General features: G+C 68.6%; 16 protein-coding genes. 9 read left to right on the forward strand and 7 right to left on the reverse strand.

Annotated features, from left to right (window positions below; translation table 11 throughout):
* Positions 1–43 precede the first annotated feature (43 nt).
* Both secD and secF read left to right on the forward strand, forming a co-directional pair.
* Positions 44–1,912: a protein translocase subunit SecD gene (gene secD, locus ASE35_RS17415; RefSeq protein ID WP_056181864.1), complete on the forward strand. Its 1,869-nt coding sequence runs from the start codon at positions 44–46 to the stop codon at positions 1,910–1,912.
* Between the two features lie 13 nt (positions 1,913–1,925).
* A complete protein-coding gene (gene secF / locus ASE35_RS17420; RefSeq protein WP_056181866.1) occupies positions 1,926–2,879 on the forward strand; it encodes a protein translocase subunit SecF in 954 nt (317 codons plus the stop codon).
* Between the two features lie 431 nt (positions 2,880–3,310).
* Here secF and ASE35_RS17425 read toward each other — a convergent pair whose 3' ends face one another.
* Positions 3,311–4,129, reverse strand: coding sequence for an inositol monophosphatase family protein (locus ASE35_RS17425; RefSeq protein ID WP_056181868.1), 819 nt, complete (start codon positions 4,127–4,129; stop codon positions 3,311–3,313).
* 94 nt (positions 4,130–4,223) lie between these two features.
* Between ASE35_RS17425 and ASE35_RS17430 the strand changes: the two genes are divergently transcribed.
* The 3 genes from ASE35_RS17430 to ASE35_RS17440 all read left to right on the forward strand — a co-directional run bounded on the left by ASE35_RS17430 (position 4,224) and on the right by ASE35_RS17440 (position 8,159).
* The gene (locus tag ASE35_RS17430; protein ID WP_056181872.1) at positions 4,224–5,000 is read left to right on the forward strand and encodes an RNA methyltransferase; all 777 of its coding nucleotides are present in this window, start codon (positions 4,224–4,226) and stop codon (positions 4,998–5,000) included.
* 91 nt (positions 5,001–5,091) lie between these two features.
* Positions 5,092–6,030 carry a phosphate/phosphite/phosphonate ABC transporter substrate-binding protein gene (locus ASE35_RS17435; RefSeq protein WP_235570108.1) on the forward strand — a complete coding sequence of 313 codons (939 nt, stop codon included), beginning with the start codon at positions 5,092–5,094 and terminating at the stop codon, positions 6,028–6,030.
* Positions 6,027–8,159, forward strand: a complete 2,133-nt coding sequence (locus tag ASE35_RS17440) for an EAL domain-containing protein (RefSeq protein WP_057164636.1) — start codon at positions 6,027–6,029, stop codon at positions 8,157–8,159. Before ASE35_RS17435 ends, ASE35_RS17440 begins: the two co-directional genes overlap by 4 nt.
* A 29-nt stretch (positions 8,160–8,188) precedes the next feature.
* Here ASE35_RS17440 and ASE35_RS17445 read toward each other — a convergent pair whose 3' ends face one another.
* Together ASE35_RS17445 and ASE35_RS17450 are read right to left on the reverse strand one after the other, a co-directional pair.
* The gene (locus tag ASE35_RS17445) at positions 8,189–8,827 is read right to left on the reverse strand and encodes an exopolysaccharide biosynthesis protein (RefSeq protein ID WP_056181879.1); all 639 of its coding nucleotides are present in this window, start codon (positions 8,825–8,827) and stop codon (positions 8,189–8,191) included.
* The gene (locus tag ASE35_RS17450; RefSeq protein ID WP_056181882.1) at positions 8,811–10,148 is read right to left on the reverse strand and encodes a hemolysin family protein; all 1,338 of its coding nucleotides are present in this window, start codon (positions 10,146–10,148) and stop codon (positions 8,811–8,813) included. Before ASE35_RS17450 ends, ASE35_RS17445 begins: the two co-directional genes overlap by 17 nt.
* A 333-nt stretch (positions 10,149–10,481) precedes the next feature.
* Between ASE35_RS17450 and ASE35_RS17455 the strand changes: the two genes are divergently transcribed.
* Together ASE35_RS17455 and ASE35_RS17460 are read left to right on the forward strand one after the other, a co-directional pair.
* Entirely contained in the window at positions 10,482–11,108 is a 627-nt protein-coding gene (locus ASE35_RS17455; protein WP_056181884.1) for a DUF47 family protein, read from the forward strand.
* 13 nt (positions 11,109–11,121) lie between these two features.
* Positions 11,122–12,243, forward strand: a complete 1,122-nt coding sequence (locus ASE35_RS17460) for an inorganic phosphate transporter (protein ID WP_056181887.1) — start codon at positions 11,122–11,124, stop codon at positions 12,241–12,243.
* 206 nt (positions 12,244–12,449) lie between these two features.
* On the opposite strand, the gene ASE35_RS17465 is transcribed toward ASE35_RS17460, so the two are convergent.
* Positions 12,450–12,857, reverse strand: coding sequence for a hypothetical protein (locus ASE35_RS17465; protein ID WP_056181890.1), 408 nt, complete (start codon positions 12,855–12,857; stop codon positions 12,450–12,452).
* A gap of 41 nt (positions 12,858–12,898) precedes the next feature.
* On the opposite strand from ASE35_RS17465, the gene ASE35_RS17470 reads away from it, so the two are divergent.
* Both ASE35_RS17470 and ASE35_RS17475 read left to right on the forward strand, forming a co-directional pair.
* On the forward strand, positions 12,899–13,246 hold the full coding sequence (locus ASE35_RS17470) for an MGMT family protein (protein WP_057159685.1): 348 nt from the start codon (positions 12,899–12,901) through the stop codon (positions 13,244–13,246).
* A gap of 88 nt (positions 13,247–13,334) precedes the next feature.
* Positions 13,335–14,015 (forward strand): rhomboid family intramembrane serine protease, encoded by a 681-nt coding sequence (locus tag ASE35_RS17475; protein ID WP_056181897.1) that lies wholly within the window; start codon positions 13,335–13,337, stop codon positions 14,013–14,015.
* Positions 14,016–14,030: 15 nt separating this feature from the next.
* On the opposite strand, the gene ASE35_RS17480 is transcribed toward ASE35_RS17475, so the two are convergent.
* Genes ASE35_RS17480 through ASE35_RS17490 form a run of 3 tightly spaced genes read right to left on the reverse strand, consistent with a single transcriptional unit; the run spans position 14,031 to position 16,782 of the window.
* On the reverse strand, positions 14,031–14,966 hold the full coding sequence (locus ASE35_RS17480) for a tetratricopeptide repeat protein (RefSeq protein WP_057164637.1): 936 nt from the start codon (positions 14,964–14,966) through the stop codon (positions 14,031–14,033).
* Complete coding sequence (locus ASE35_RS17485; RefSeq protein WP_057164638.1) at positions 14,963–15,439, reverse strand: hypothetical protein; 477 nt, start codon at positions 15,437–15,439, stop codon at positions 14,963–14,965. The genes ASE35_RS17480 and ASE35_RS17485 overlap by 4 nt, the downstream gene beginning before the upstream one ends.
* Complete coding sequence (locus ASE35_RS17490; RefSeq protein WP_056181905.1) at positions 15,436–16,782, reverse strand: ATP-binding protein; 1,347 nt, start codon at positions 16,780–16,782, stop codon at positions 15,436–15,438. Before ASE35_RS17490 ends, ASE35_RS17485 begins: the two co-directional genes overlap by 4 nt.
* Positions 16,783–16,796 lie beyond the last annotated feature (14 nt).

Here is a 16,796-nt window from a genome sequence, read left to right on the forward strand (position 1 = left end):
ACATGAAGCACGGCGGCCGGGGTGGCCGCCGCAGGGGCAATCGATGCTGACTTACTCGCGCTGGAAATATCTGGCCATCCTCGTAGTGTTGCTGCTCAGCGCGCTGTATGCGTTGCCTAACGTATTCCCGCAGGACCCCTCGGTGCAGATCTCCTCTGCCCGCGGCGCCGCGGTGGACGAAGCGCTGCGCAAGCGCGTCGCCGACGTCCTGAGCAAGGCCAGCGTGCCGGCCAAGTCGGTGGCGATCGAGAAGGAAGGCACCCTGCTGGTGCGGCTGACCAACAACGACAGCCAGAACAAGGTCGCCAGCCTGTTGCGCGATCCGCTCGGCAGCGACTACGTGGTCGCGCTGAACCTGGCTTCGACCGTTCCGGGCTGGCTGGAGAAGATCAAGGCCAAGCCCATGCAGTTGGGCCTGGACTTGCAGGGCGGCGTGCACTTCCTGATGCAGGTCGACCAGAAGGCCGCGTTGGACAAGCGCCTGGATGCGACCGCCGAGGACGTGCGGGTCAGCCTGCGCGACGCCAACGTGCGTTACGAGTCGGTCGAGCGCCGCGCCAACAACAGCATCATCGCCACCGTCGGCAATGCCGCGGACGCCGACAAGGCGCGCCAGATCGTCGCCAAGGGCCAGCCGCTGCTGGTCCAGAACGTGGTCGGCAACACCGTCGAGATCCAGGTGCCCGAGGCCGAGCTGGCGCGCATGCAGGCCGAGGCGGTCGAGCAGAACGTCGGTACCCTGCGCAACCGCATCAACTCGCTGGGCGTGGCCGAGCCGATCATCCAGCGCCAGGGCACCGACCGCATCGTGGTCCAGCTGCCCGGCATCCAGGACACCGCGCAGGCCAAGCGCATCCTCGGCGCCACCGCCACGCTGGAGTACCGCGGCGTGGTCGAGGGCGACGCCCAGGAAGCGCTGCGCAGCGGCAGCGTGCCGCCGGAAGCGCGCATCTACTTCCGCCGCGAGACCGGCCCCGACGGCAAGCCGATTCCGATCCTGCTCAACAAGCGCGTGATCGCCTCCGGCGACCAGCTGATCGGCGCCACCGCCGCGTTCGACTCGCAAAGCGGCACTCCCGCGGTGCAGATCCGCCTGAACGGCGTCGGCGGCCAGCGCATGTTCGACTACACCACCGAGCACGTCGGCAAGCCGATGGCGGTGGTCTACATCGAGCGCATCCCCGAGGTGCGCACGGTCGACGGCAAGGAAGTGCGCTCGACCCGGATCAGCGAGGAAGTGATCAACGTCGCCACCATCCAGGGCGTCTTCAGCAAGGAATTCAATACCAACGGCCTGGAGAGCCAGCAGGAAGCCTCCGACCTGGCCCTGCTGCTGCGCGCCGGCTCGCTGGCCGCGCCGATGGACTTCATCGAAGAGCGCATCGTCGGCCCCAGTCTGGGCGCCGAGAACGTCGCGCGCGGCCTGAAGGCGGTGAGCTTCTCGTTCGCCTTCGCCCTGATCTTCTTCCTGATCTACTACCGCATGTTCGGCGTCATCACCTGTCTGGCGCTGCTGATCAACCTGCTGATGGTGGTCGCGCTGATGTCGCTGTTCGGCGCCACCATGACCTTGCCCGGCCTGGCCGGCATCGCCTTGACGGTGGGTATGTCGGTCGACGCCAACGTGCTGATCAACGAACGAATAAGAGAGGAGCTGCGCGCCGGCTTGCCGCCGCAGGCGGCGATCGCCAGCGGCTACGAACACGCCTCGGGCACCATCATCGACGCCAACGTCACCGCCTTCCTCGCCGGCCTGGCGATGGCGGTGTTCGGCACCGGTCCGCTGCGCGGTTTCGGTATCACCCTGATGCTCGGCATCGCCACCTCCGCCTACACGGCGGTGTCTGTGTCGCGCGGTATCGCGACGCTGATCTACGGCGGTCGTCGCAAGCTGAAAACGATCGCGATCTGACGGAGCACGCGACATGAAACCCTTCAACGTGTTCCCTTATGGCAGCAACATCGACTTCCTGCGCCTGCGCTGGGTGTCGATGGCGGTTGCGGGCCTGATCATGCTGGTCGCGATCGGCGCGATCGCGGTCAAGGGCTTCAACTTCGCCCTGGACTTCACCGGCGGCACCAGCGTCGAGTTGAGCTTCGCCAAGCCGGTCGACGTCGACGGCATCCGCACGCGCCTGGACGAAGCCGGCTACGCCGGCGCCCAAGTCCAGACCTTCGGCACCGGCAACGAGCTGCTGATCCGCCTGCAGCCCAAGAGCGGCAGCGCCAAGGACTCCAACAACACCATCAACGAAGTGCAGTCGATCGCGTCCACGCCCGGCAACCCGGGCAAGATCAAGGGCGGCGGCTACGTCGGCCCGCAGGTCGGTCGCGATCTGGCCGCCAACGGCATCTGGGCGCTGCTGTTCGTGGTGGTCGGCTTCCTGATCTACATCTCGTTCCGCTTCGAGAAGAAGTTCGCGGTGGCGGCGGTGCTGACCACCCTGCACGACGTGGTAGTGGTGGCGGGCTGGTTCGCCCTGTTCGGCAACGAGTTCGACCTGACCGTGCTGGCCGGCATCCTGTCGGTGATGGGCTACTCGATCAACGACACCATCGTGGTGTTCGACCGCGTGCGCGAGAACTTCCGCACCATGCGCGCCGATCCGGAAACCATCCTCAACAAGTCGATCAACCAGACCCTGTCGCGTACGGTGATCACCTCGTTCGTGGCTTTCCTGACCGTGTTCGCGTTGTACCTGTACGGCGGCGGTTCGCTGGAAGGCATGGCGATCTCGCAGATGCTGGGTATCGTGATCGGCACCCTGTCGTCGATCTTCGTGGCCTGCCCGTTGTTGACCATGGGCTGGCTCAAGGTCACCAAGCAGGACCTGATGCCCAAGGCCAAGGACGAGGCGGCGCTAGCGCGTCGTCCCTGAGTCCCGCGTCGGGGCTTCGGCCCCAGGCAACGAAAAGGCCGCGCAGATGCGCGGCCTTTTCGTTTGCGTCGAGGCATAGCGTCGAGGCATAGCGTCGAGGCATAGCGGCGGGCGTCGCAGAGGGAAGGCGTGAGCGAGTGACGCGCGCCTCCGGGGCTTTCTGTGGGAGCGGCGTGAGCCGCGATAGCGAGAACGCGCGCGGCCGCGCGACTGGCATCGCCATGCGAGGCAGGCCTGCGGATGCCATCGGCTCTATGCGGCTACGCCGGCAATCGATCGCGGCTTACGCCGCTCCCACAGGAGGCTGCGCTGCTCCTACAGGGAGCGTGGGTCGGCTACAGAGGGAGCAGGCGGCCGCGGCGATCCTTGCGGCAACGAAAAAGGCCGCGCAATCGCGCGGCCTTTGCGTTCGCGGCTTTGCGGCGCCGGGTTCAGTCGAACGCGGCCGCGTATCCGGTGTTGACGATGCGGTTCTGCAGGGCGTCGCAGACCTTGAGGTTGCCGGCGACCAGCTGGCGGCCGATGGTGCCGCGCGCGTCCATGGGGCCGGTGCCGCGACCACGGAAGTCGCAGACCTTGCCGCCGGCCTCGCGCACCATCAGGGCGCCGGCGGCGATGTCCCAGGGCTTCACCCCGGCTTCGAAATAGGCGTCGGCGCGGCCGCAGGCCACATAGGCCAGGTCCAGCGCGGCCGAACCGGTGCGGCGGATGTCCTCGGCCTCGGTCAGCAGCGAGTCCACGCACTTGAGGTGGGCGCTGGCGCGCGGGCGCTCGCGCGGCGGGAAGCCGGTGACGATCATGGCGCCGTTGAGATCCTTGCGCTCGGCCACGCGCACGCGCTTCTCGTTGAGCTGGACGCCGCTGCCGCGGCTGGCGGTGAACAGCTCGTTGCGCAGCGGATCGAATATCACGCCGTGGATCGGCTCGCCGCCCTCGACCAGGGCGATCGAAACGCAGTAGTGGGGGATGCCGCGCAGGTAGTTGCTGGTGCCGTCCAGGGGATCGATGACCCAGGTGTAGCGACCGCTGCCGATCGAGCCGTTCTCTTCGCCGAGGATGGCGTAGTCGGGCGTGGAACGGCGGAATTCCTTGATGATCTCGGCCTCGGCCAGGCCGTCGACTTCGCTGGCGTAGTCCATCCGGTCCTTCTCGACCACGTTCAGCGCGTCCAGCCGATACATGTGGCGGAGCAACACGTTGCCGGCGGCGCGGGCGGCCTTGACCATGAGGGTGACGGCGGGTTTCTGCATGGCGAACGGCCTCGGGAACGGAGGTGGGGGACGGGCTGGCGGGCTGAAAGAACGAACCGGCGCTATGGCCGGGGCGGGGAGTTTACCATTGCGCATGGCGAACGATCCCAATCCAGACCAAACGCCCTTGTTGGCACGGCTGCGCATCGTGCTGGTGGGCACCCAGCACCCCGGCAACATAGGCTCCGCGGCCCGCGCGATGAAGACCATGGGCCTGTCCCGGCTGGTCCTGGTCGCGCCCGAAAAGGCCCCCAATCACGAGTCCGCGGCCCTGGCCGCGGGCGCCGACGACGTGCTCGCGGCCGCGGTCGTGTACCCGACCCTAGCCGAGGCCCTGACCGACTGCCGACTGGTGCTGGGCTGCACCGCGCGCAATCGCCGGGTCCAGCTGGAGCAGTACGACCCGCGCGAGGCCGCCGGCCGCATGCTGGCCGAGGCCGGCGGCGGCGCCGAGGTGGCGCTGGTGTTCGGGCGCGAGCGCACCGGCCTGGAAAACGAGGAGCTGCAGCTGTGCCACGCCGCCGTGCATATCCCGGCCAATCCGGGCTACAGCTCGCTGAACCTGGCCGCGGCGGTGCAGGTGCTGGCCTACGAGCTGCGTATGGCCGCGCTCGCGGCCGCGCCGGCGGCGCCCGCGCCCGCCCGCTCCGATCCGCCGGCCTCGCACGCGCAACTGGAGGGCTTCTTCAGCCAGCTTGGCGAGACCCTGGACGCGATCGACTTCCACAAGGGCCGCGCGCCCGAATCGGCGCTGCGCAAGCTGCGCCGCCTGTTTCTGCGCGCCGATCTGGACGAGCGCGAAGTGCGCCTGCTGCGCGGCATCCTCGCCGACGCCGAGCGCATGGCCATGCTGGCCGGGCAGCGCCGTTGACAGCGGGGCGGCCTGGCCGGGTCCCGGTGGTATCGGCCAGGGCCGGTTTCGATTACGCTGCGGCGGGCAGTCCCGATGAGTCACTTTCTTGATCGCTAGCGCGCGTTGCATCGCTGTCCTGCTCGGGCTCGCGTTGGCGGTCGCGGGACTGTCGGTGCCGGTTCCCGCGCAATCGGCCGACAGCGACGCCCGCGGCGTGCTGGTGCTGGGCCGGATCAGCGACGACCCCAAGGCCCATTACGAACAGSTCAAGCCGCTGCTGGACTACGTGGTCCCGCGCATGGCCGATGTCGGCATCCGCGAGGGCCGGATCCTGATGGCCAAGGACTCGCAGCAGATGGCCAGCTATCTGCGCCGCGGCCGGGTCGATTGGGTCACCGAAACCGCCGGCACCGCGATGCTGCTCAAGCAGCGCGCCGACGCCCGTCCCCTGCTGCTGACCGAGCGCGACGGCACCAGCCACTACCACAGCGTGTTCTTCGCCCGTCGCGACAGCGGCCTGCGCTCGCTGGACGATCTGCGCGGTCACAGCGTCGCCTTCCAGCGCCCGTCCTCGACCAGCGCCTACTTCGTGCCGGTCGCCGAGCTGCTGGACCGCGGCCTGAGCCTGGAGATCCTGCTGTCGCCGACCGACCGCATCGAACACGGCGAGGTCGGCTACCTGTTCGCGCGCTCTGAGCTCAACATCTCGACCTGGGTGCACAAGCGCCTGGTCGATGTCGGCGTGATGAGCAATCTGGACTGGGACAACCCGCGCCGGATGCCGCCCGCGTTCCGCCGCGACATGATCGAGATCGGCCGCACCGGCGATTACCCGCGCGCGGTCGAAGTGGTGCGCGGCGACATCGACCCGCGCGTCGAGGCGCGCTTGCGCGAGGTGCTGCTGGATGCGGCCGGCGATCCGGATGCCGGCGAGGCCCTGCTGCGCTTCTTCAAGACCACCCGCTTCATGCCGATCGACCCGGCATCGGCCAAGGCCCTGCAGCGCATCGGCAACGGTGTCGCGCAAGTCCGGTCGGAGGTCGAATGAAGTTGCGCTTCGGCTTGCAGGCCAAGTTCCTGGTCATGATGGCCTTGGCCATGCTGGTCGTGCTGGCGCTGATCGCGCTGCTGCTCAACCGCCAGGAGCGCATGCAGCGCGAAGTGGTCGGCGTCAGCCGCGAAGCCATGAGCGGCATGATCGCCGACAACCTCAAGCGGCACAGCGAGGGCATGGTCGCGCAACTGGCCGAATCGCTGGCCAACCCGCTGTACTACTTCGATCTGGACGCGGTCGGCGTGCTCAGCCGCGCGACCCTGCGCAACCCCGGCATCAGCTACGTGCTGGTGTACGACAACGACGGCAACATCGTCCACGACGGCAGCGAGGAAATTCCGAGCTACGGCAAGCGCATGGACGATCCGATGGCCTACGAGGTGATCGCCGCGCGCAAGCTGCACACCCAGTCCAGCGACATCGTGATGGACGTGTCGGCGCCGATCATGATCGGCAACGAGCGCCTGGGCGGCGTGCGCGTGGGCTACGACCTCAAGACCGTGCACCAGTTCCAGGATCAGGCCCTGGGCGACCTGCGCGGCCGACTGGACGCGCTGGCCCAGCAGCACATGATCTGGATCGGCTTGCTGGCGGCCGGCCTGCTCGCGCTGGGCGCGCTGATGGTCTATCTGATCCAGCGCTTCCTGGTCCACCCGATCCGCCAGCTCGCCGACGCCTCGATGGAAATCGAGGCCGGCCACTTCGACACCAGCACGCCGGCCAGCAATCGCCACGACGAAGTCGGCGACCTGATGCGCGCGTTCGGGCGCATGAGCCAGAGTCTGGCGCGCCACGATCGCGACATCCGCCGCATGGCCTATACCGACGCGCTGAYCGGCCTGGCCAACCGCCTGGCGTTCCGCGAGACCCTGGACCAGCGCCTGCTGCAGCTGCGCGGCGCGGGGCGCCAACTCGGCCTGTTGTTCGCCGACATCGACGACTTCAAGCGCGTCAACGACACCCTGGGCCACGACGCCGGCGACGATGTGCTGTTGCAGTTCGCTAACCGCATTCAGGAAACCGTGAACCGCCTGGGCGGAGAGGGCGCGCTGCTGGCGCGATTCGGCGGCGACGAGTTCGTGATCCTGGTCCAGGACGGCGACGGCCACGAGGGCGGGGTACGCGCGCGCGCCAGCCATCTGGCCGACGTGCTGGTGGCCGAGCTCGGCCAGCCCATCGTGGTCCACGACCGCCAGGTCTTCCTGGGCACCTCGATCGGCGTGACCCTGTTCCCCGAGGACGCCTCCGGCGCGACCTCGCTGATGAAGAACGGCGACATCGCCATGTACCAGGCCAAGGTCGCGGGCAAGAACTGCTATCGCTTCTATAGCCGCGCCATGGACCAGGCGGTGGAGCGCCGCGTGCACCTGGAGCACGAGCTGCGCGGCGCCTGGGACCGCGGCGAACTCAGCCTGGTCTACCAGCCGGTGTACCGCCTCGGCGACGGCGCCATGGTCGGCGCCGAAGCGCTGTTGCGTTGGCGCCATCCCGAGCAGGGCCTGGTCGCGCCGTCGGTGTTCATCGACGTGGCCGAGCAGAGCGGCCTGATCGAAACCCTGGGCCCGCAGGTGTTGCGCGCGGCCTGCCAGGATGCGGTGCGTTGGCAGCACGCGCGCCCGGGCGCGGAACCGCTGTTCGTCTCGGTCAACGTCTCGCCGCGCCAACTGCGCACCGGCGATCTGCCCAATGTGGTCGCGGCCTGCCTGCACGAAACCGGCCTGCCCGCGCAGCGTCTGCACCTGGAGCTGACCGAAACCGCGGTGATCGGCGACGAGATCCACGCCAGCAGCCTGCTCGCGCGCCTGCGTTCGACCGGGGTGAAGGTGTGGCTGGACGATTTCGGCACCGGCTTCTCCGGCCTCAGCCATCTGCGCCGGGTACCGGTGGACGGGGTCAAGATCGACCGCAGCTTCATCGCCGATGTGCTGCGCGACCCGGACGACCTGGCCCTGACCACGGCGATCATCGCCATGGCGCATTCGCTGGGCATCACCGTGGTCGCCGAGGGCGTGGAGAAGGAAGGCCAGTACGCGGTGCTGCGCGAACGCGGCTGCGACCTCGCCCAGGGCTATTGGCTGGGCCACCCGGTGGGCGCGGAAGAGTTTCTGACGCTGTTGGGTTGATCGTGATCGCTGCGGCCTTGGCCGAAGCCTCACTGCAAGCGATCGATCCAGCCGCCGATCAGCGTCGCCAGGCTGCCCGAGAGCACGCCGAACACCGCCACCGCGATCGCGCCCATGCCCCAGGCCACGGCCATCAGGCGGCCGTCGCGTTCCAGCAAGGCGAACGCGAACAGCAGCAGCAAGCCGCCGAACAGGAAGTTGGTGAACGGGATCGGCAGCGACAGCAGCAGGCCCAGCAGCACCAGCAGCAGGCCGGTGAACGCGCTCGCGACGCGGTGATCGAGCAGACCGGTCGCGCGCGGGCGGACCACGCGCTCCAGGCGGGTCAGCCAGGGCGAGAGCAGGTTGCGGAAGCGCGCCATCGCCTGCCGGTGCGGGCCGCGCCGGGCCAGGAAGCCCGGCAACCAGGGCTTGCGCAGACCGATCAGCAGCTGCGCGCCGATCAGCATCACCAGCGGCCCGCTGACCGCGCCGCCCACGCCCGGGATCGGAATGAAGGCCGGGATGGTGGAGACGAACAGCAGCATGCCGAAGGAGCGATCGCCCAGGCCGGCCAGCACATCGCCCAGGCGCAAGACCTCGGCGGGGTCGCCCGTCGCGAAGTCGTCGAGCAGCGCGCGCGTGCCGGCTTCCTGCGCCGGCGGCTTGCGATCAACCGGAGGCGTCATCGGCCACCGGTTCCTGAGCGTCCTCGCGCGGCGCGGCGATGCGTTGCAGCAGCAGCTTGTCGATGCGCGGCCCATCTAGGTCCACCACTTCGATCCGCCACACGCTCCAGTCGAAATGCTCGCCGACGTGCGGGATGCGGCCGAAGCGCGCGATGACCATGCCGGCGGCGGTGTGGAAGTCGTGCTCGTCCTCGCCCGGCAGGCGGCCGCCGCCGACCAGCTCGCGCAGGTCTTCCAGCGCCAGCGAACCGTCGAGCAGGTAGGAGCCGTCGGAGCGTTCGACCACCGGTGCGGCGTCGTCGTCGGTCTCGTTGTTCTGGATGCGGCCGATCACCGCGCCCATCAGATCGTTGACCGTGACCAGACCGGTGACGTCGCCGTATTCGTCCACCACCAGCGCCAGCGACAGCTGCTCCTCGCGGAAGATCTCCAGCAACTTCAGGGCATGGGTGGATTCGGACACGAACAGCGGCGGGCGCAGGTGGGTGAACAGCTCCGGCGCGGTCTGGTCCAGGCGGTCCAGCAGCGACTTGACCTCGAGCACGCCAAGCACGTCGCTGTCGCCGCCGCGATAGACGGGGTAGCGCGAATAAGCGTTCTCGCGCATGGTCTCCAGGTTCTGCGCGAAGCTGGTGTTGGCATCCAGCCAGGCGATGCGGGTGCGCGGCGTCATCAGACTCTCGGCGGTGCGGTCGCCCAGACTGAGCACGCGGTTCATCATCTTGCGTTCGTCGGCGTCGATCACGCCCTGCTCGTGGCTTTCGGTCACCAGCAGGCGGATCTCTTCTTCGCTGATCTCGCTGCGGGCGTCGTCCTTGATGCCCAGGATGCGCAGCACCAGGCGGTTGATCGCGCCCAGCGCCTTCACCGCCGGCCGCGCGCCGCGCGACAGGCCGTACAGCGGGATCGCGACCGCGCTGGCGATGCGCTCGGGATTGGTCAGGGCCAGGCGCTTGGGGATCAGCTCGCCGAAGATGACCTGGGCGGCGGTGATCAGCGCCATCGCGGTGCCGATGCCGATCGGACGCGCGTACTGCGAGAAGTCGCCGGACAGCAGATGACCGAGCCAGCCGGTGATGACCAGGCCGATCGACTCGCCGCCGAAATAGCCGGTCAGCACGCCGATGCCGGTGATGCCGATCTGCACGGTCGACAGCAGGTTGTCCGGATGCTCGGCCAGCGCCAGCGCGGTGCGTGCGCCGCGGCTGGTCTCCGCCATCTGTTTCAGGCGCAGCTTGCGCGAGGTCATCAGCGACATCTCCGACAAGGCGAAGAAGGCGTTGAGCACGATCAGCGCAGCGACGATCAGCAGCTCGAGCATGCGGGCTGCTCCATCGAGGGGTCAGGGGCGGGGATGCCGGGGGCGTGAGCGGTAGACCGCGGGCCGGACAGGGGGGCCGCGCTAACGCGGGCGGGCGATGTTGGGTCGTCGTCCATGGGGCAGGGTGGGCGGGGGATGCGCGGCCCCGATCTTAACAGGCGCCGCCGCGCCGGCCGCGTGAGCGGTGGGTGAGGGGCCCCGGCCGGGCGGTTTTCGCCCGTTTCGGGGCACAGGCCGGCGCGAAAGACGGGCGCGTTCGCCATCAAACCGTCATAATCGCGCCCGCACAACCACCCCGGGCCGGTCGCGGCCGGCATTCAGAGGCTTTCACGCATGTTCTCGCTGCAGACCATCTTCGGCTCCGGCCAGCAGTTCTACACCCTGCTAGACGAGGCCGCCCAGGCCGCCTACGACAGCACCAAGGCACTGCACGCCATGATGAAGGCCGCCGACCGTCAGCCGGCCCTGGACGCCTTCAAGCTGGCCCGCCAGCGCGAGCGCGCGACCTCGGACAAGATCAGCCACGCCCTGGTCGACAGCTTCATCACCCCGATCGAGCGCGAGGACATCGAGTCGCTGGGCTCGGCCCTGTACAAGATCCCCAAGCAGGTCGAGAAGTTCGCCGACCGCTATTCGCTGGCGATCCAGCACCTGGACGGCATCGACTTCGCGCCGCGCGCGGCGATGCTGGAGCAGGCCGCCGCGGTGGTGGTGGAGATGGTCCACGACCTGCAGAAGATGAACATCGACCGCATGACCGAGCTCAACGAGAAGCTGCGCTCGCTGGAGAACGAGGCCGACCGTCTGATGCTGGAGCTGTACCGCGACATCTATTCCGGTCGCCTGGACAACCTGCAGATGTTCCTGCTCAAGGAGTTCTTCGAGATTCTGGAGAAGGCCATCGACCGCTGCCGCGAAGCCGGCGTGGTGGCCTACCAGATCGTGCTGAAGAACAGCTGAGGCCTCCCTCGTGATGCTGACTCTGGTCCTAGTGGTGATCCTGGCCGCGCTCGTATTCGAGTTCATCAACGGTTTCCACGACACCGCCAACTCGATCGCCACCGTGGTGGCGACCAAGGTGCTGACTCCCGGCCAGGCGATCATGCTGGCTGCCAGCACCAACCTGATCGGCGCGTTCATGGGCACCGCGGTCGCCAAGACCATCGCCTCGGGCCTGATCGATACCGAGGTCGTCAACGTGACCTCGCAGGTGCTGATCTGCACCTTGCTGGGCGCGATCATCTGGAACCTGATCACCTGGTGGCGCGGCCTGCCGTCGTCGTCCTCGCACGCGCTGATCGGCGGCCTGTGCGGCGCCGCGCTGGCGGCCTCGCACAACAACTGGACCGCGCTGATCTGGTCCAAGGCCGGCGACGGCGACTGGGCCAGCAACAAGGGCCTGCTGTGGAAGGTGGTGGTGCCCATGATCACCTCGCCGCTGGCGGGCTTCCTGCTGGGCGTGAGCATCATCGCCCTGCTGTACCTGATCATCTCCTCGATGATGAAGGCCGGCGGCCCGCTGGCGAAGCTGGCCAAGCCGCGTTGGGTCAACGCCTTCTTCGGCAAGGCCCAGCTGGTGTCCGCCGCCTACATGGGCTTGGCCCATGGCCGCCAGGACGCGCAGAAGACCATGGGCATCATCGCCCTGTCGATTTTCGGCGCGCAGTCGTCGGGCATCCTCAACGACCTGCCGGCCTGGCTGTCGTTCCTGCATCCGGACGGCGGCAAGGACGACATCGACACCTGGGTGATCGCCACCTGCGCCCTGGTCATGGCCGCGGGCACCGCCGCCGGCGGCTGGCGCATCATCAAGACCCTGGGCCACAAGATGGTGAAGCTGCAGACCATCGACGGCTTCGCGGCGGAAACCGCGTCGGCGACCATTCTGGTCACGGCCGCGCATTTCGGCATGCCGGTGTCCACCACCCACAGCATTTCCACCGCGATCATGGGCGTGGGTTTCGCCAAGAACCCGCGCAAGCTCAAGCTGGGCGTGATCGAACGCATCGTGTGGGCCTGGATCCTCACCATCCCGGCCGCCGGCGGCATCGCCTACGGCCTGTGGCGCCTGATCGAGGCCTTGGGCTGGGCCTGATGCCGGCGCGACGACGAAACGAAAAAGCCCGCAGCGATGCGGGCTTTTTCGTGGCCTTGTTTCCTGCGGGAGCGGCGTCCCGCAGGGGCTTCCTTTGGTCTTGAGCCGCGATCGCGTCACCGCGCTGGCCGGCGCGATCGCCGCTCACGCCGCTCCCACAGAAGGCGGATGCGCAGCCCGACCAGGCGTCGCGGTGGCCGCGTCGCTTACAGCAGGTCGCCGTCGGCCGACAGCATGCGCTCCATGCGGTCGCCCAGGCCGCCGATCTCCAGCACCAGGCGGTCGATCTCGGACGCGGCCAGGCCTTCCAACGGGCGGTTCTCGCACAACTGCAGATAGGGCACCCCGTCGAGGTCGCCGATGGCGAGGTAGCCGACGTGGCTTTGCCAGTTGAAGATCAGGGCGCGGCGCGCGTCCAGGCCGGTGGTGGGCGCGATCGCGGTGCTCACGCGCAGGAACGGGCGCTGGTCGTCGTCCTCCAACTCGGACAGGAAGATCGCCTGGTGGCGCGTGCCCTGTTCCAAGGACAGCTCGATGCACAGCACCCCGTCGTCGTGCAGGGTGAGGTGGAAGCCGGACTGGGTAAGGTGCTTGCGGATTTGTTCGAATTTCATGGTCTGCTCCCTGCGGGCTTCTTTGTTCGTACGACGTGGCTATGCTAACCCTCATGGACTCCGAGGTCGCCGCCCAACGCATCCTCGCCGCGATCCGCGCCATTCCCAAGGGCGAGGTCGCTGGCTATGGCGAAGTCGCCCGCCGCGCCGGCCTGCCCGGGCGCGCGCGCCTGGTCGCGCGCCTGCTCAGCCAGAACGACGACCCCAAACTGCCCTGGCACCGCGTGCTGCGCTCGGACGGCCGGATCGCCCTGCCGGAAGGCTCCAAGGGCTACCGCGAGCAGTGCCAGCGCCTGCGCGGCGAGGGCCTGCGGGTGGAAGGCGGGCGGGTGCTCGGCGTTCGCGCCGCCGCGACGCTGGATGCCCAAATCTGGGGGCCGCCGGACTGACCCCGGCGTGGCCGTGAACGGTGGAACCGCAAGATCCGCGCGGGTCCGCGTCCAGCGGCTAACATAGGCGTATCCCCCGGGAGTTCAGATGTTCCGCAATCTGCCGCGCGTCACCAAGCTGCTGCTGCTCGTCAATATCGCGGTGTTCGTCCTGCAATGGCTGCTGGAATACAGCGAGCTCGGGCGCGTCGTCCTCGACTATCTCCAGCTCTGGCCGATCGGCTCGGGCGAGGTCTACGGCGGCGCCGGCTTCATGCCCTGGCAGCTGTTCACCTACGGTTTCCTGCACGGCAATTTCGGCCACCTGCTGTTCAACCTGATCCCGATCCTGATGTTCGGCGCGATGATCGAACACCAGTGGGGCGAGCGCCGTTATCTGACCTATTACCTGGTCTGCATCGTCGGCGCCGGTCTGTGCCAGCTGGCGTTGACCAGCGCCTTGCTGCACTACTACGGCTACGCGGTCACCACGGTCGGCGCGTCGGGCGCGGTCTACGGCCTGATCGTCGCGTTCGCGCTGCTGTTCCCGAACCAGAAGGTCACGATGCTGCCGCTGCCCATCATCCTGAAGGCGCGGACCTTGGCGATCGTGTACGCGAGCATCGCGCTGGCCTACGGCATCTTCGGCACCCGCGAGGGCGTCGCCCATTTCGCCCATCTGGGCGGCATGCTGTTTGGCTGGTTGCTGATCCGGTACTGGCAGGGACGGCCGCCGTTCGGCCGCCGCCCGCCCAAGAAGAAGCGTTCGCACCTGCGCGTGGTCCACTGATCCGGCGGCGCCGGATCAGAAGTTCGGGCGCAGCCGCACCTGTTCCAGCTCGCGCCGCACCGATCGCCAGAACCAGGTCGGCGCGATCCAGGTGTAGAGGCAGAAGCCCAGCCAAAGATAGGACAGCGGCCCGATCAGCTGCTTGTGGCCGTGCTCGTCCAGCGCGATCAGGGTGATCTGGTAGGCCAGGAACATGCCCAGCAGCAACACCACCGCGCGGCCCCTGGACCCCGCCGACACATAGCTCTGGAAGCGCCACCACAGCCCCAGCAGCCAGTTCTGGCGGGCCTTGATCGCGCCCAGCAGGGTCAGCGCCTGCTCGTCCATGGGATCGATCTGCAGGGCCCAGGCGGCGTGCTCGCGCGCGGACTCGACATCGCCCTGGGCGAGCGCGCAATGGCCGAGCACGCACAGCGCCTCGACGTGGTCGGGCTCGAAGCTCAGGACTTCGCGCGCCCAGCGTTCGGCCTGGACGCGATCGCCGCTTTGGAATTCCAGCCAGGCGCGCAGGGCCAGGTAGTCGCTGTCGTCGGGATCGAGTTCGCAGGCGCGGCGATTGTGTTCCCGGGCTTGCGCCTCGCGGCCCCAGGCCAGGTCCAGGCGCGCATAGCTGTCGTACACGGCCGCGACATCCGGATACAGCGAGCGCGCCGTTTCCAGATGCGCCTGCGCCTGCGGGAGCCGGCGCTGGGCGATCGCCACGTCGGCGGCCACCAACTGCGCCGCCAGCGATTCGGGCTCGTCCTCGATCGCGCGTCGGGCCTCGATCGCGGCCGCGTGCGGGCGCTTGCGCCTGAGCAGGCAGCGCGCGAGCAGGGCATGCGCGTCGGCGTCGTTGGGGTCTTCGCTCAGCCGCTGCACCAGCGTGTTCATGGCCGCGTCGATCTGGCCCTGGCGCAACTGCCGCAAGGCCAGCTCGAACAGGCGGGCGCCGTCGTCGATATCGTTCATCGCAGCATCGCTCCCAGCCAGGCCGGCCAAGTCTGGGTCGCCAGAAAACCGCGACCGATCACCGCGATCAGCAGCAACACCGGCAAGCCGTTGCGGGCGACGCCGCCGTAGTGTTCCCAGATCTCGAAGCAGCGCGCCTGCATCATGTAGATCGCGTAGGCGATCGCCAGCTTCAGCGTGACGATGGACAGGGCGGCGTAGCGCAACTCCGCGCCCTGCAGCCAGCCCGCGCGCGCCAGGCCGTCCAGGCCGAGAACCAGCCCCGCGCTGCCGAGCAGGCCGATCGCGACGCAGGCCCATTCGCGCGCGCGGGTCGGGCTGCCCAGGGCCAGGCCGTTCAGCACGAACCAGGCCAGACCGAAGGCGTTGCCGCCCAGCATCAGCGCCAGCAGGGGCCACATCGGATCGACCGCGTAGCGCGCCAGGCCCGACGGCAGCGGCTCGTCCGGCAAACGATAGGCGGCGGCCGTCATTCCCCGGCCCCGTGCTGTTTCAGGAAATCCAGGACCTCGTCGTACTGCCCGCCCTGGTTGGCGTAGCGCGCATGGTTGCGCGCGGTGGTCAGCCATTCCAGCGTGGTGGCGCGGGTTTGCTTGTGCGCCTCGCGCAGGTGCGCCAGCGTCAGCGGCATTTCGCGGCCGGCGTCGATCGATTGCTCGATGGCCTCGTCGACGGCGGTCTCGACCAGGTTGCGCAGGTCGGCGCCCGAGTAGCCCGAGGTGAGCTTGGCGATGGCGCTGCCGTCGATGGCGTCGGCGATCGGCCGGCCCTGCAATTGCAGGTCGAGGATGGCGCGGCGCGCGCCTTCGTCCGGCGGCGGCACGAACAGCACGCGGTCGAAGCGGCCGGGCCGGCGGAACGCGGCGTCGACCGCCCAAGGCACGTTGGTCGCGCCCAGGATCAGCACGCCATGGTTGTTCTGCGCGAAGCCGTCGAGCTCGGTCAGGAACTGGCTGACCAGCTTGGCCGAGGTGGCCTCGCGCGTGTGCTGGCGCTTGCCGCCGATGGCTTCGATCTCGTCGAAGAACAGCACCGACGGGGCGGTGCGCCGCGCCTGTTCGAAGATGGCGTGGAGCTTGCGCTCGGATTCGCCGATGAACATGTCCAGCACGTCGGTGATGGCGACGTTGTAGAACTTGGCGCCGCATTCGCCGGCGGTGGCGCGCGCCAGCAGGGTCTTGCCGCAGCCTGGCGGCCCGTACAGCAGGATGCCGCCGCCGGAGCGGCGCTTGAAACGTTCGAACAGCGAGGGTTTCAGGAACGGCGTGATGATGCGGCGCCGGATCTGATGCTTGACCTGATCCAGCCCGCCCACGTCGGCGAAGCTCACGCGCTCGGCCGACGGCTGCACCAGCCGCGCCAGATCGTAGGGATCGGTATCGTCGTTGGCGATGCTGGCTTGCGCGCGGCCGCGCACGTCGGCCAGCGACACCACCTTGCCGCTCAGCGAGGCGGCCAGGGCCGGATCTTCCAGCGCCGGGTTCAGGGCGATCGCGCGCTCGTAACAGGCGCGGGCCTCGTCGCGGCGTCCCTCGGCCATCGCCACGCGCGACTGCGCGAGCAGGGCCGGCGCGGAGTCCGGCGGCGACAGGCGCAGCACGTAGTCGGTGTCGCCGGCGTCGAGCAACAGGCGCGCGGCCGCGCCGCGGCGGCTGTCGTCGATCGACAGCGCGGCTTGGCACAGGTCGATGGCTTCGCGCAAAGCGGCCGGGTCGTTGGCGGCGATGCAGGCGTCGACGACCAATCCCTGCAAGACCGCGTTGTCGGGGCTGGCGCGCAGGGCGTTGAGCAGGTCGTGCGTAGGGGCGTTGGGCATGGGCGATCGGACGG

The sequence above is a fragment of the Lysobacter sp. Root916 genome (genome assembly GCF_001429785.1).
Classification (GTDB): domain Bacteria; phylum Pseudomonadota; class Gammaproteobacteria; order Xanthomonadales; family Xanthomonadaceae; genus Lysobacter.